We start from the raw sequence: 14,850 nt of genomic DNA, 5'->3' as shown, positions 1-14,850 counted from the left end.
AAGCGTTGGGGAGTGCGGGTTTGGTGTTACCGAAAGTGCCCGGCCCATTCGGCGGGCAGGCGTTGTGCCTGATTCAACTGGACAAGCCTTTGGTGTTGGGGCGTTGTGAGCAGCGCGAAAGCGATGACGTGAACCAGTCCGATTGAAACCGGACGCTCGGCGGCAAGCTGTTCTTCCAGCAGGTCCAGGGCAAGCTGGTTCAGCGAACTGCTGCGCCTTTCAGGCAGCCCCAGCATGCGCCGGATATCGAGGCCCATGCTCAGCGCCTTCAACACCAGTTGGTGGAACGCGCGCTCGTTGTAGTGGCTCGACGGGAAGGGGTTATCCAGCGCAATGGCGGCAAACACCTGACTGTTGTGGGTGCGGCCAGCCTGAAGTGCCAGGTCCAGGCACTGCCCGCTGGCATCGAACCAGTCGAGGGCCTTGAGGATGGCGATCTTTTCCTGATCGTCGCCCCAGGCATAGAACTGACGCAGCAACGCTGAGCGCTTGCCGGGCTCTTGATGCTTGAGGGCCTGGGCCAGTAGCAGTACGCGGGCCAGCTGCGTCTTGGTCCATGCAACGTCGTCAGCCTCAGGCCGCTCAGTCAGTTGACGTTTGCACTGGCTGCTCAGGAGCACCAGCGTATCGGCACTCGGGTTTTGCGCAATCTGTGGCAGCGCACTTTCCCACCACTGCAACTCGGACATGGGCAAGTGGCGGCTGAAGCGCTGCAGTTGTTCGGTCAGGATCTCTTCTCTGAGTTCAAGTGCCGCAAATCCATTCGGGGCGATTTCGATCATGTCGGCTTGATCCAGCGTTGGAAGCGAGGGAGCAGAAAGAACACCAGAACGCACAGCAGACTGCCCCATGGCTGATCCGCCAGGGCCAGAACCATGGCGTCGAACAGTGGCAGTGCAGCCAGACCTGCGCCGATGAAGGCGCGGACCTGACGATGCTGCGGGTTGGCCAGATGACGCCAGTAATTGCGTCCCAGCCAGACGAGCCAGATCAGCAGCACCAGCCAGAACATGCCGTTGCTGGCGTAGCTGACCAGAATCAGCGGGCTCAGCATCAGAATCAGCGGGAAGCGGCTGAGCAACTGGTTGCGATGTTCCTTACGAGCCAGGTAGGTCAGGCCACTGATGTAGGCACCTAGCAATGCCGCGCAAAGCCAGATGGGTTCCGGCGGTACGCTCAGACTGGCAGCCGCTGTCAGGTAAAGCGCCGAGCGGCAGGCGCCCATCAGCCATACGCTGTGGGGGTATTTCTTGTGCAGAATGTTGTAGGCCAGGATGAAACCGAGCAACAGCGCAGCGCTGCCCAGCAGCCAGTCCGGCTCTTCGATCAACTGGCTCAGGCCCAGTATCGCGACGGCCGCCACCAGAATCAGTGCGCCGACAGCCAGTGCGACCTGCTGGCGGCTGACCAGCCCGAGGGTGATGGGGCGCGGGTTGTCGTTTTTCTGATCCCAGTCGGCATCCAGCAGGTCGTTCAAGAGCATGCCGAACAGATAAAGCAGCGACAGCACGACCAGCAGCAGCCCCCAGACCAGAAACGAAGGCGGGGCAAGGGCGCCAGCGCTACTGGCCAGCAACGCGGCTGCCAGAGTATTGGTCCATACCGTCGGCAGATTGGAGACACGACCCAGTGTCATCCAGGTTTTCAAGGAGGTCTGGTTCATTCAGGGCAACTCTTGGTCCAGCCGAGGGGCGATGTGCTGTAGGACGACAGGCGCTGCAAGGCCTGCTCCATCAGGGCGAAATCGATCTCGTGCAGATCGGTGGATTCACCCAGGCTGGTGAGCATCGGGATGGACAACTGACCGCCAAGGTGCTGCCTGAACTCTTCCAGCCCTTGCACGACCAGCGAGCGACCCTGGGCGTCCTTGAGCAATAGCTCCGGCGGGTTGAGACTGAATCCGAGCTGCACGAGCAGGTGCAGCAGGCGCTCGGTGTCGGTGTGCGACAGCAGATTCACCGCATTGGCGTACAGCGCGTCCAGCGCCATGCCTACGGCCACCGCCTCACCATGACGCAAACGGTGCTGGCTCAGGTTTTCCAGCTTGTGAGCGGACCAGTGGCCGTAATCCAGCGGTCGGCCATTGCCCCGCTCGAACGGGTCGCCGGCACCTGTGATATGCCCCAGATGCAGCTCCGCGCAACGGCGAATGGCGTAACGGCTGGCGCTGTGTTCAAAGGTCGCCAGCGCCTGGGCTTGTTGCTCCATCCACTGGAAAAAGGCCGAGTCCTTGATGGCAGCGACTTTCACGGCTTCTGCCAACCCGGCAATCCGGTCACGCTGGGACAGGCTGAGCAGCATCTGGAAGTCGTTGATCACCGCATTGGCCGGGCAGAATGCGCCGAGCAGGTTTTTCTGGCCAAAGGCATTGATGCCGTTCTTGACCCCGATACCGGCATCGTTCTGGGCCAGCACTGTGGTCGGGATACGAATCAGGCGCATGCCACGATGGAAGGTGGCGCAGGAATATCCCACGGCATCCAGCACGGCACCGCCGCCCATGGCCAGCACATAACAATGCCGGTCCAGCCCGTGTTGCAGCATGTGTTCATAGAGCTGATGCAGGACTTGCGGGGTCTTGCTCAGCTCACCTGCGGGCACCGCGATGGGTGCTGTCTGCAAACGAAGGTCATTGCTGTGCGCGACAAAGTAGGTATCGATCTGCGGCAGCAGGTGAGGTGACGACTTGAGCAGTTGCTCGTCGGCAAAGATCAGCACTGTTATCGGGCCAGTCTTCTCAGCGGTGAGTTGCGCACGCAGGCAGTCATTCTTCGGGTCGAACAGGTGATCGGTAAAAACCACCGGATAGTTGTAACTGACCTCGAAACAGCCCTGCAAAGGAAGCTCAGTGTCTTTGATAGCCCGGCTCTTTATGGCCTTCACCAGACTGCGACCGGCGATGAACAGGCCGGGCAACACCATGCTGGCCAGTACCGTGGCCAACAGTGCGTTTTTTTCCATCAGATAAGTACCGATGGCGCTATAGGCCAGTGCAAGCCCGGCATTGGCCAGCGTAGTGACCACCAGGAACTGACGCAGCGGATAGCGCTGCATGCCAGCGGCCACCACCGAAGTTTCGGCTAGTACCGGCAAGCCACGAAGACAGATCAGCGACAGGGTATTGAGCTGATAGGCCAGTTGCCCGCTGCTGCGCTTATTGATCGCCAGACGTCTGGACAGCAAACGCAAGTAGCCAGCGCCAAGGGCATAACCCATTCCGGCACCCAGGCAAAGTCCAATGAAAATGACCAGATAACCGCCGACACTGCCCAGCAACGCCACCGCCATCAGCGCCACGATACTGGAGGGCACAGGCAATACGACGTCGAACGCAAGCAGCGCAATCAACAGGAGGGCGAGATTTAACTTCTGAACGGGGTCTGATGGAATCGTCAGGCTCAAACCGGTCAGGAATTGTTCGATCTGCTCACCAAACAACAGAAAACTGGCGATGACCAGAATCGAAAAACATAGCAAGGATAGCCACCAACTTCCGGCGACTCCTGCTTTCGAGAGCGCACGGTACAACTGACTATGCTTCATCAAGCATCCCTCTTGATTGTTATGACTGAGTGTCCTTGTCAGATATTTCAAACTGCATCCGGGGCCGGCATTACTCCTGTCTCTACAATCAAACGGGTAGGGCGCCTGACTGCGCAGGCTTGGAATGAGTTGCAATGTAGTTCAGTGCTAGCGTTTTGCAAGTATGTGAAATGATGATTTTTCGGGATTAATAAATAAGCGTATTAAGGAACGATAATGTTCGTTAATGAAATTATTTTTCAATTGCTAACAAGACTTGTTATCAATTTTATCGGTTTCTGCACCAGCCCCATTGGCCGGGGCTGGCTGCTATCGAAACTCAGTGCATAACCACCAGATCCGTTATCGGCTGACGCCACCTCTCTTCGATCCTTGCATCATCGGCGCGATACCCGAGTGCGATAACGAGGGGAATGACCGAACCTCGTGGAAGTTTTAAAAGGTTGGCAACCCGAGAAGCAGAAAAGCCTTCCATCGGGCAGGAGTCGATCCCTTTTGCGGCGGCTCCCAGCATGAGTGTCTGAGCCGCAAAGATGGCGTTGCGCGCCGCCCATTGACGACCGCCTATATGGCCGATGGGAATCAAGGACAGCGTAGGGCGAATCAGGGCCGCCAGAAGAACCAGAGGTGACCAGAGTGCGGAAGACCCGAGCCCCAGGATTTTCTGGAACATTCCCACTTGTTTCCGGTAGTAGACCTTAGAGGCCTGCCCCAGCACCGATGAGCCTTCAACATGCTCGAGCTGCGCTTTGGCGGTACGCAGCCCGAGTGCCGGGCTGGCCACCATCACAATGAAGTCTGCTGCCGAAGCAGCCGCTTTCTGTCCATTACAGGCCGCCGCCATACTGGCTTTCAAGGCAGGGTCCCGAATCCAGTGCAGTTCGTAAGGCTGCATGTTTCCGCTTGAAGGTGCATAAGCCGCTTCAACGAGCAGCGCATTGACGTCATCTTCTGCAATGGGCGTTGAATTGAATTTGCGAATGGCCCTGCGAAAGCGATTCGCGGTCCGGAAGCCGTCCCAGGCATGCACGAGGTCTGGTGTTGTCATGATTGAAAATGCTCTCAAGAACATGAAGGGTGTTGTGTGTTCACGCCTCAAAATCGTAAGTTAAAGCTTATGTTTTAAATACTCATGTTCCGGAGCCGCCTGTGAGCAAAGGCCGAACAGCCGTAACCCCCCGTAAAGTCCCGGCCCAGGCGCGCTCCCGCGCAACGGTCGATGCGATTATCCAGGCGGCGACTTACATTTTGATCCGGGTCGGCTGGGAAGGGCTGACGACCAACGCCATTGCAGAGCGTGCGGGCGTCAATATCGGCTCGCTGTATCAGTTCTTCCCGAACAAGGAAGCCGTGATCGCCGAATTACAGCGGCGTCACGCGGTTGCTACGCGCACCGATTTGCTCAAGGCACTGGAAATCCTGCCGCAAGAGCTTTCGCTGCGCGACGCGCTGACTCTGATTGTCGAGATGATCGTCAACGAACACCGCGTTGCACCGGCACTGCACAAGGCAATCCATGAGGAGTTGCCCCATACGGTGAGGCAGGCGGATGACCCGGAGCAAATGCGCAAACAGTTCGCTGAGGTACTGAAGCCGTTCATGAAGAACGTCCCCGACCCGGATCTTTCGATCTACCTGATGGGCATCGCTGCCCACGGCATCATCCATACCGTGACTGCCGACAGGCCGGAGCTGCTCGGCAATCCGGATTTTGTTGTGGAAGTTGTCACGCTGCTTGAGAACTATCTCTGCCGGGCTACTTGAAGTGCTGTGCGAAGGTCGAAACCTGTTCCGGTCTGATCAACTGATAGGGCACCCATATATCGGACTCCACGGGCTTGCCCTTGATCATCCGCAGTGCGGCGGTGATGGCGCTGCTGGCCTGGGCTTGTGGGTCCTGAAACACCGATGCCGCCAATTGACCGCGCTTGATGGCCGCAAGTCCATCGGGAAGGCCGTCGATGCCGACAACAGGTGTCGAGCGTTGCCCGGCCTGTTGCAGTGCCATGGCGGCACCGATTGCCATTTCATCATTGTTGGCCACGATCGCATCGATCTTGACCCCGGCCAGCAGCCAGTTGCTGGTCAGGTCCATGCCTTTGTCACGCTGCCAAAGAGCGCTCTGCTCGCCAACGATCTTGATGTCGGGATACTGCTGCAAAACCTGCTTGACTCCTTCGGTTCGGCCCTGGGTCGCGTTCTGCACCAGATCACCCATGATGATCGCCAGATTGCCCTTGCCGCCCATCTTTTCGGCCAGATATTTCATCTGCAACTGACCTGCCTGGATGTCCTGGGACGCCACGGCGACAACGCCAGCTGGCAGCGTGGGCTGGTCGGGGCGGCGATTGACGTAGACCAGCGGTATTCTGGCCTTGGTAGCGGCTCGGGTGATATTGACGGCCGCAGCGGTGTCGACCGGCAATACAATGACCGCATCCACTTTCTGGCTGATAAACCCCTCGACCTGATTGAGCTGGCGAACCACGTCTCCCTGGGCGTCTTCGAACTGGATCTGCACGTTTTCTTTCTTCGCGGCATCGTTCAGACCGTTGCGCACGTAAGTCATGAAGTTGTCGTCGATCTTGGCGATGCTGACGCCGATCCGGTAATCGGCAAGCACCCCGTGACTGAACAGCAGGGTCACAAAGGCAAGTACAAGTGAGTGGCGCATGATGGTTTTCCTTTTGTTCTTATGGGTTGAAATTCATCAAGTGAGTGAGGCTTCTGGCCCTGTGCCTGGCCGTTCGATGGCCGGGCCAGACAGCTTTTGAATAGTCATTGCTCCAGGGTAAAGGCCTGACGAAAGTGTTGCAGTGCAATGTCCGGATCGCCGGATGCCCAGCCTTCCAGGCCGACCACACCGCTGTAGCCCATGCGATGCAGAGCCTTGGCAATGGCCGGGTAATGGATTTCGCCGGTGCCGGGCTCCATGCGCCCCGGTACATCCGCCACCTGGATTTCGCCGATGGCGCTGCCGGCACGCTGGATCAACTCGATCAGGTTTCCCTCGCCAATCTGCGCGTGATATAGGTCCAGGTTCATTTTCAGGTGCGGGCTATCCACTGCTTCGATCAAGGCCAGCGTGTCTTCGGCCCTGGCGAAAGGCGTCCCGGGATGGTCAACCTGAGTATTGAGGTTTTCCAGCAGGAAGACTCTGGAATGATCCTCGCCAAGCCGGGCGATTTTCTCAAGGGTCTTGCAGGCGTTCAGCCACATGCGCCCGCTGGTATGGCTGACAGGTTTGACCGGCAGACCCTTGTTGTCCAGGCCGGTGCCATGCAGGTTGAGGCCAGGGCAGTTCAGGCGCTCGGCAACGGCCAGTGACTCCCTGGCACTTTCCAGCAGGCTCTGGATACCTTCGGCATCCGTCAGATTGCCCGAGATATAACCGGTCATGGAGGTGAAGTCAGCACCCGTAGCACTCAAGGCCGCGATGTCCTTGGTGGTCCAGTCCCAGATTTCGGCACTGAAACCCAGCTCATGGATGCGCCGGACGCGCTCTACGAAGGGCAGGTCGAGAAACACCATTTCGGCGCTGACGGCCAGTGTGAAGGGGCAGAAACTCATGCCTGTTCTCCTGCAACCCGGACCGTCTTGCCCTGCTGGACTGACTCGATGCAGGCGCGGGCAATGGCCAGTGCCGCTCGGGCATCTTCACCGCTTGCCAGTGGTCTTTCGCCCGAGCGCAGGCAGTCTGCAAAGTGATTGAGTTCGGCAATGTAGGCATCGCGCAGCAGGTCGGTGTCCATGCGCTGGGTGTCGGCCTGGATGCCATCGGCCAGATAACGAACCAGTTCGGACTGGGCGACGCTGCCCATGGTCAGCATGCCAGCGCTGCCAAAGACCTCACCCCGCACATCGTAGCCATAGACTGCCTGGAAATTGGCCTCGGCAGTGGCGATGGCGCCGTTATCGAAACGAATCGTCACCACCGCGGTGTCGAGCAGTCCCTTGTCCTTGTAGGCTGGGGCCACCAGCGCATCGGCCATGACATTCACTTCCACGGCCCTGGCACCGGGGTTCAGGTAGAGCAGGGCATCGAAATCGTGGATCAGTGTTTCCAGGAAAATCACCCACTGCCCGATGCCGGCCGGATTATTCAAGGCTGGGTCGCGGGTGACCGAGCGCAGCAGTTGCGGTGTGCCGATGCGGCCCGAGACAACATCCAGATGCGCCTGGCGAAAGCTTCTGGCAAAACGCCTGTTGAACCCCACTTGCAAAGGCACCTGGGCATCGGCGGCTGCCGCGATGGCCCGGTCGGCTTCATCCAGTGTGATTGCCATGGGTTTTTCGCAAAAGACACCTTTCCCGGCCCGGGCGGCGGCGATGACCAGTTCAGCATGGCTGCGAGCCGGAGCCGCAATCAGAACGCCATCGATGTCAGGATCATCCAGCAATTGCTGCGGGTCGGTGTAGACCTTCTGCACATTGAATTTTTCAGCCAGGCGAGCGGCTTGTCCCGGTGTCGGGTCGGCAATGGCAGCCAGGCAGGCTCCCGGAATATGCAGGGCGGCTGTCTGGCCGTGAAAACTGCCCATGCGGCCTGCACCGATGAGTCCCAGGCGGATGATCTTGCTCATATGCATGCGTTCCTTGTTGTTGTCATGGGGCGAGCGAGTGAGCTCACTTCGCTCTATGGACGGGATAGCAAGCCCTGTGCCATTTCATAAGGTATTGATATGTAATGAAAATATCTGTTTGTACGCACTTAAGAGTGTCTATTTGAAAGACATGTCTACAATGACATGTCAAAGAAATGAACACTTCGAGAGCTGCAAATGGCCGATCATTCGTTCCTGACCTTGCCCCAGAATGAACTGGACTACATCACCGCCATCGGCCCACTGGCGCTGAACGACGGGCCGATGCTCGAACTGCAACAGGCCTGGCGGGAGTGTCTTGCAGGCAGGGTCGATCCTCATCCTGTGGTCAGGCCGGTGATCTGGGCTTCGTGGTGGCGCAGCATTGGCAAGGGGATCGACCCTGAAGATGCCGAATACCGGTTCGTGACCCCGACGGATCTGGCCGAAAAGCTGAGCGTTAACGCCTTGTTGATCGAGACCGCTCAGGAAGTGATGCGCGGTCTGCTCGCCTTTAATCCCCGAGGCCATATCAACCTCACCGATCCTCAAGGCACGACCCTGAGTTTCTGCGGGCTGGACATCACGCCGGTGGGCAGTCGCCTTTGCGAGTCCGTGCAGGGCACCAACTGCACGGGCCTTGCGATTGCCGAGGATCGACTGGTCTACGTGCTGGCCGAGGAGAACTTTGCCAACGGATTGCGGCAACGTCGCATGCATTGCGCTGCCGCGCCGATTCGCAATGCCAGTGGTGAAACCCTGGCGATCCTGACCCTGACAGCCGAGCCGGGATGGTTTCATTTTCATACCCTGGGCACCGTGCAGGCGGCGGCAGAGGCTGTCTCGCGGCAGATGGCGTTGCAGACGCTGCTGGACGAGCAGCGCAGCGTTCTGGAAGTGCTCAATGAAGGCCTTGTGGTTCTTGATGACAAGGGCTGCATCAAGGCGCTCAATCGCTATGCTCGCCAGTTGTTCCGGGTCGGACCTGAACTGCTGGAGCGTCCGTTCCTGCAACTCGGGCAGAGTGAGCTGAACGAAGACATCATGCAGCGTCAGGGCGAAGCCTTACGGGATCTGGATTGTACCTTTCAGCTTCACGATGGCACTCAACTGGCCTGCCTGGTTTCGGTCTGCCTGACCGGGCAGGGCGGACGGATCGTGTCGCTGCGTGAAAACCGCCGCATCCGCGAAATCACCCGCCGCATCATGGGGGCTCAGGCTCGTTATACCTTCGACAGCATTCAGGGAAACTCCAGAGTCATGCAGGACACGCTGCGCCTTGGCAGGATTGCGAGTCGCAGCGATTCCACCACGCTGATCCTCGGCGAGAGTGGCACCGGCAAGGAACTGTTCGCTCAGGCCATCCATAATGCCAGCGACCGTAGCAGTGGCCCTTTTGTGGCCGTCAACTGCGGCGCCATTCCCCGGGAACTGGTGCAAAGCGAGCTGTTCGGTCACGTTGAAGGCGCGTTCACCGGGTCTGCCCGTGGCGGTTCTGCGGGCAAGTTCGAACTGGCTGATGGCGGCACCATCTTTCTCGATGAAATCGGCGACATGTCGTTTGATGCTCAGGTCAGCCTGCTGCGGGTTTTACAGGAGGGCGAGGTGACTCGCGTCGGTGCCAGAAAGTCCCGGCAGGTGGATGTCAGGATCATTGCAGCCACCCACCGCAACCTGAGCCAGGCAGTGGCTGAAGGTGCATTCAGGGAAGATCTCTATTACCGGCTCAATGTCCTGAACCTCACCGTGCCGCCATTGCGGATGCGCAAGGAGGATATTTCCCTTCTGGCACAGCACTTTCTTGACCGCCGCGCGCAGTCACTGCGCAAGTCCGTGTCGGGTATTTCCACCCCGGCGCTGGACGCGCTCATGGCGTATTCATGGCCGGGAAATGTGCGCGAACTTGAAAACACCATCGAGCGCGCTACCAATCTGGCGGCAACCGCATCGATCCAGCCAGGTGATCTGCCTTTGGAAATCACGCAGGCATCGCTGCGGCCGCAACCCCCGTCACGGCCTGAATACAATGATGCCCCGGACCTGGGAGCCCATGAAATGAATGCGATCATCGGTGCGCTTAAGCACACCAACGGAAATATCCGGCTGGCTGCAAGGCAACTGAAAGTGTCCCGGGGCGGGCTGTATAACAAAATGAACCGGTTCGGGATCAGTGCCGATGCCTTTCGTTAGGCTGGCTTGAATATTCGGCCAATCAGGCCTTCGGCAACCCACGAGGTAATGGTAATTTACTGGCCCGTTCTCTTTTCAAGCAGATCAAGGATCGTCGGCTGTCATGGAAATACTGTTTGAATACGTCTTGCGAGCGATTTTTTTCCCTGTCGGCTGGCCTGTGGTGAAGATTCTCACGCTGGGAAAATACCCTGTGAAAGGCTCATGGTTTGCCGAAACCCCGCAATCCGACTGGACGGCCGGGATAGGGATTGCCGTTTCGTTGATTGCCATGATGGCTGTACTGAAGCAGTTCGTTATCCCTTGATACGTATTTCCTGCCTTACTTCGTTCCAGCCGTTTGGCGATGCCCTCAGCGCTAGCGTATCTTGTCGCCTCCTTGGCCTGACTCCGTGGAGTCGGGTATTACAAGACGTCGAGACAGTTTGAATGAGTGTGCTAGCGGGTCCATATGGCAGTTGACGAATCAGGGAATGAATCGGTTGAAGAGGCTGCGCCGAAGCGGCGTCGGGCACCCAAGGGTGAGATGCGCAGAACGGCTTTGCTGGATGCGGCCACCGTCATTTTTGCGCGGGATGGATACTCCAGTGCCTCGATGCGCGATATCGCAGCGCTTGTCGGCATTACAACCGTAGGGCTGCTGCACCACTTTCCGAACAAAGAGGCTTTGCTGAATGCGCTGCTGGAGCGCAGGGATCAGAGGGTCGTCTCGCGATTTCATGAGCTGACCATGGAGATGACGCTTGAGGGTTTCCTCAGGTTTCTGAGGCAGAGCATGGGCTTCAGTATCGAAGATGCCTTCGAGTGCCAGGCATCGCTGGTCATGAATATGGAAAGCATGTCGAAGGCTCACCCTGCATGGGCCTGGTACCAGGAGCGTTTTCACCTCACTCATCAGCACGCACGTGGGCACATGGCGGCTTTGAAAGAGGCGGGAGAGATTCGTGCTGATATCGATGTAAAGGCATTGGCGCAGGAAATTTTCTCGGTCATGGACGGTTTGCAGATCCAGTGGCTGAGATGTCCGCAGGACGTGGATGTCATGGCCGTTTTCGATATTTACCTGCGCCGTTTGGGTAGGGATATCCAGGCTCATCCTTGAGCCCGAATGCTTTTCATCAGAATGCCTGGGTGGCGTTTACCTGTACGGCCTTGCGCAGCGGTAGCGGCAACGGGTTGCTGTCGCGGGTGGTCAGGTGCTCTGGATACAGCGTGATCAGTGTGCGATCCAGGGGCAGAGTCTCTGAGTCCGGTCCCACCAGAATCTTGAACTTGCCGGCATCGACATCCCAGCTGGCCGTCTTGTCCACGTAATAAGCCAGTGAGCGCGAATCGATCGGGATGCTGACGGTCTTGCTTTCGCCTGGCTGCAAGTACACCTTGCTGAACCCCTTGAGTTCTTTTTCCGGACGGTCAACTGCAGGCGTCACCGGACGGACGTACAACTGCGCGACTTCGAAGCCCGCCTTGTCGCCGGTGTTGGTCACCTTGAATTTCACGTCAATGGTATTGCCCGGAGTCATGACGTTGGTCGACAGTTTCAGGTCGCTGTACTCAAAAGTGGTGTAGGAAAGCCCGTATCCAAAGGGGTACAGCGGCTTCGCATGCTTCTTGTCATAACCTCTGTAGCCCAGGTAAATGCCTTCGCTGTAGGTCATTTCGGTCAGCGCATTGTCACCCCGATATTGTTTTGGATCGGAATAGGAGGCGTAGCTTGGGTTGTCCTGGATCTTTTTGTCGATCGTGATAGGCAGCTTGCCCGAAGGGTTTACCTTGCCATACAGGATTTCGGCGATTGCCTGGCCACCTTGCTGACCCGCAAACCAGGCATGAAGGCTGGCACCGACCTTGTTGGCCCAAGGCTGCATATCCAGCCCGCCGCCACTGTGGAGGATGACGACAGTGTTCGGGTTGGCCTTGGTCGCGTAAGTAATCAGGTCAGACTGGTACTCAGGCAGTTCGTAGGCATGGTCAATCGACTCGCCCTCATATTCATGATTGGTACCGGCCGCAATGACGACGGCGTCGTATCGGGACAGGTCTTTTGGCGGCCGCAGAGACGCCCAGCTCATCTGAACGCCAGCCAGGCCGCCGAGGAACGTCGTGAAGTTGCCTTGCAGGCGGCGATATTCCAGCTTCACGCTGTATTCCTTGCCTGCTTGCAGTCGGGCAGTCTTGCCTGACGTCACCAGTGCGTTGATCAGATCGAACGACTGTTGCGTACCATCGTTTTCGAGAACCAGTTCGTCGTTCACCCACAACTTGTAAGCACCGTCAGCACGAACCTTGAAAACGTGTTCGCCGGAAATGGTCGGCTTGATCGTGGAGGTGAAGCGTGCCGAGAAGGATCCGGCTGCGGGGTTGAATCCCGAAACGGTGGTAGCGCCGGTATCGGTGGTGTTGGTATTGGTGACCCAGTTCAGGTTGACCCCAGGTTCCACGCGAGTCAGGGCAGGGGACCCGGAAAGCTCCGTATTGGAGAAGTACTCCGCTTTTACCCCGCTGTTGCTGATGCCGTTCTGGCCACTGCCCGGCTGATACCAGACAGATGCCTTTGGATTAAGGCTCATCTCGTGCAGGTACTCGACATTCGAACTCGTGGAAGCCAGTTGCTGCAGGCCGCTGAGTTCTGTCACATAGGTGTTGGGTGGCGAGTTGGCGGTACCGAACGGCGAAGCTGGAGGCTGCATGGCCAGGTCGCCGATAACGGCGATTTTCGCATCTCGGGCCAGTGGCAGCAGAGGGGTTCCCTTCGCGGTCTTTTCATTACGCAAAAGTACAGTCGATTCGCGGGCCATATTCAGCGCCGCACGCATGCCGTATTCCGGATGCTCCAGGGTCTGGGCCTTGTTCAACTGTTTGTCGAAACCGTAGCTCACCAGGCCGCGCAAGTTGCGTCTGACCTTATCGTCGATGACGTTCTGAGTCAGTTGCCCGCTCCACAGGTAAGGGAGCAGTTTGGCCTCGGTGAATTGAAGGCCGGACGGCATATCGATATCGGTCCCGGCCCATGCACCCTTGAAGGCATCCTGCACCGAGTTGAAGTCGCTCATCACGAAGCCTTGAAAGCCCCATTCACCCTTGAGGACGTCAGTGATCAGGTGGTGGTTCTCGCAGGCATAGTCGCCATTGATCTTGTTGTAGCCGCACATGATCGAGGCGATATTGGCGTTCTTGACCATCGATTCGAAGCCGGGCAGGTACATTTCGCGCAGGGTACGCTGGTCAACGCGAATATCGACGTAATGCCGGTTGGCTTCCTGTTCATTGGCAACATAGTGCTTGCCGGCAGCCTGTATGCCTTGAACCTGGATGCCGTTGGTGATGGCAGGTGCCAGCACGGCTCCAAGGAATGGGTCCTCGCCACTCACATACTCTGCAGTACGTCCGGCATAAGGCGTGCGATACAGGTTGACGCCCGGAGACAGCATTTGCTGGCCACCCGCGATGCGGGTTTCGTACCCGATTGCCAGGCCGAACTCCTTGGCGCGGTTGATGCTCCAGGTGGCCGCCAGTGCGGATTGAGCCGGGTACTGGGCTCCGAATGTCGCATTGTTGACGTGTACGCCCATCGCCGAGTCATACGCGACGGTACCTTCCATTCCCCACTTGCTCAGGCGCGGAATCATGCGCCCGTCATCCACGCGGGTGAAGTTGATTTTTTCCGAGACACTCATGTTGTCCAGTACGGCACCGACACGGGCTTCTACCTCGTTGCCGGTCATGGGCGTTACGGCCATGGCAATACTGGCCTGCGAGACGCTTATGGCCAATATGCTCAAGCCCAGCGTGTGTTTGAGGGCTGACAAGGGCAGCATCCTTTTTGGCTGATGATGGAGGCGGGAGTTGAAGGAATCATGGGAGCCGATGTTCATGGTTTCTGCACCTGAGCGGGCGCATCCTCTGTATCTACAGGGGCCTGCAGAAGTGCGGACGATCCTTTTTCAACCGGCGTGGCAATTTTGTTGGCACCCGAAAGTTGCTCCCTTTGTTTATCCACCTGTTCACGAACAGCTTGTTCCGAGTGATGTGTGTCGACCGCTTTAGAGTCTGCCCAAACCGGGCCGATACTGGAGGCGCCCAGCAGTAATACGCTAACAACAGACAGCAGGGGTCTAGTCATCGATGGAGTCTCGATAAAGGATAAGTGTTGAGTCGGCTGGCCGCGGAATACAGGAGTTCCGCCTGAAGGCCGCATGTTAAGTCCGGGAAGAGGATTAAAAGTTCAGCGGGATAGAAATTATATTTTATGAGGCTAGTTGGAAATGCTGGCGCATGGCTATTGGTGTTTGTTTTTAAGAATTTTTCCAAAGGAATCGGGCTAAAAACGCCTTTTTTTGATTTTTTATTGCTCTATTTTTGATTTTTATGGATTTTTGTTGCTTGTTTTTAGTGATTTTTCGAAGTTGTTTTGCTAATTTGTAAACCTAATTGCTGTTAGGTTTAATGGTCTGATATGCTGTTATAGCTGTAATTAAAGGGTGGTTTTTTGTGTGTTAAATAAAGGTTTGTGAAGGGGGTAGTTTGGGTTTTC

General features: G+C 57.4%; 13 protein-coding genes. 4 read left to right on the top strand and 9 right to left on the bottom strand.

The window, feature by feature from the left end; genetic code table 11:
* Positions 1-26 precede the first annotated feature (26 nt).
* The 4 genes from K5D32_RS16540 to K5D32_RS16525 form a co-directional block, all read right to left on the bottom strand.
* Complete coding sequence (locus K5D32_RS16540; RefSeq protein WP_221576301.1) at positions 27-782, bottom strand: EboA domain-containing protein; 756 nt, start codon at positions 780-782, stop codon at positions 27-29.
* Complete coding sequence (locus tag K5D32_RS16535; protein WP_221601098.1) at positions 779-1,663, bottom strand: UbiA family prenyltransferase; 885 nt, start codon at positions 1,661-1,663, stop codon at positions 779-781. Before K5D32_RS16535 ends, K5D32_RS16540 begins: the two co-directional genes overlap by 4 nt.
* A complete protein-coding gene (locus tag K5D32_RS16530; RefSeq protein WP_221601097.1) occupies positions 1,660-3,543 on the bottom strand; it encodes a 3-dehydroquinate synthase in 1,884 nt (627 codons plus the stop codon). The genes K5D32_RS16535 and K5D32_RS16530 overlap by 4 nt, the downstream gene beginning before the upstream one ends.
* Positions 3,544-3,862: 319 nt before the next feature.
* Positions 3,863-4,591 carry a nitroreductase family protein gene (locus K5D32_RS16525; RefSeq protein ID WP_221601095.1) on the bottom strand — a complete coding sequence of 243 codons (729 nt, stop codon included), beginning with the start codon at positions 4,589-4,591 and terminating at the stop codon, positions 3,863-3,865.
* A gap of 101 nt (positions 4,592-4,692) precedes the next feature.
* Here K5D32_RS16525 and K5D32_RS26135 point away from each other — a divergent pair, with 101 nt between their 5' ends.
* Positions 4,693-5,307: a TetR/AcrR family transcriptional regulator gene (locus K5D32_RS26135; protein WP_221601093.1), complete on the top strand. Its 615-nt coding sequence runs from the start codon at positions 4,693-4,695 to the stop codon at positions 5,305-5,307.
* Here the strand turns inward: K5D32_RS26135 and K5D32_RS16515 are convergent.
* The 3 genes from K5D32_RS16515 to K5D32_RS16505 all read right to left on the bottom strand — a co-directional run bounded on the left by K5D32_RS16515 (position 5,300) and on the right by K5D32_RS16505 (position 8,132).
* Positions 5,300-6,217 (bottom strand): sugar ABC transporter substrate-binding protein, encoded by a 918-nt coding sequence (locus K5D32_RS16515; RefSeq protein ID WP_260407421.1) that lies wholly within the window; start codon positions 6,215-6,217, stop codon positions 5,300-5,302. The genes K5D32_RS26135 and K5D32_RS16515 overlap by 8 nt on opposite strands.
* A 104-nt stretch (positions 6,218-6,321) precedes the next feature.
* Positions 6,322-7,113 carry a TIM barrel protein gene (locus K5D32_RS16510; RefSeq protein ID WP_221601091.1) on the bottom strand — a complete coding sequence of 264 codons (792 nt, stop codon included), beginning with the start codon at positions 7,111-7,113 and terminating at the stop codon, positions 6,322-6,324.
* Positions 7,110-8,132: a Gfo/Idh/MocA family oxidoreductase gene (locus K5D32_RS16505; RefSeq protein ID WP_221601089.1), complete on the bottom strand. Its 1,023-nt coding sequence runs from the start codon at positions 8,130-8,132 to the stop codon at positions 7,110-7,112. The genes K5D32_RS16510 and K5D32_RS16505 overlap by 4 nt, the downstream gene beginning before the upstream one ends.
* Before the next feature lie 192 nt (positions 8,133-8,324).
* On the opposite strand from K5D32_RS16505, the gene K5D32_RS16500 reads away from it, so the two are divergent.
* From K5D32_RS16500 to K5D32_RS16490, 3 genes are all read left to right on the top strand, one after another.
* On the top strand, positions 8,325-10,316 hold the full coding sequence (locus K5D32_RS16500) for a sigma-54-dependent Fis family transcriptional regulator (protein WP_221601087.1): 1,992 nt from the start codon (positions 8,325-8,327) through the stop codon (positions 10,314-10,316).
* 103 nt (positions 10,317-10,419) lie between these two features.
* Positions 10,420-10,623 (top strand): hypothetical protein, encoded by a 204-nt coding sequence (locus tag K5D32_RS16495; protein WP_221601085.1) that lies wholly within the window; start codon positions 10,420-10,422, stop codon positions 10,621-10,623.
* Positions 10,624-10,767: 144 nt separating this feature from the next.
* Positions 10,768-11,418: a TetR/AcrR family transcriptional regulator gene (locus K5D32_RS16490; RefSeq protein ID WP_221601083.1), complete on the top strand. Its 651-nt coding sequence runs from the start codon at positions 10,768-10,770 to the stop codon at positions 11,416-11,418.
* A gap of 16 nt (positions 11,419-11,434) precedes the next feature.
* On the opposite strand, the gene K5D32_RS16485 is transcribed toward K5D32_RS16490, so the two are convergent.
* Positions 11,435-14,134: a glycoside hydrolase family 3 protein gene (locus K5D32_RS16485; RefSeq protein WP_221576370.1), complete on the bottom strand. Its 2,700-nt coding sequence runs from the start codon at positions 14,132-14,134 to the stop codon at positions 11,435-11,437.
* A 53-nt stretch (positions 14,135-14,187) separates the two neighbouring features.
* A complete protein-coding gene (locus K5D32_RS16480) occupies positions 14,188-14,427 on the bottom strand; it encodes a hypothetical protein (RefSeq protein WP_221593153.1) in 240 nt (79 codons plus the stop codon).
* Positions 14,428-14,850: the final 423 nt, after the last annotated feature.

Origin of the sequence: Pseudomonas cichorii (genome assembly GCF_019719005.1) — a bacterium.
Taxonomy (GTDB): Bacteria; Pseudomonadota; Gammaproteobacteria; order Pseudomonadales; family Pseudomonadaceae; genus Aquipseudomonas; species Aquipseudomonas cichorii_E.
This window is presented reverse-complemented; position numbering and strand designations above follow the sequence as displayed.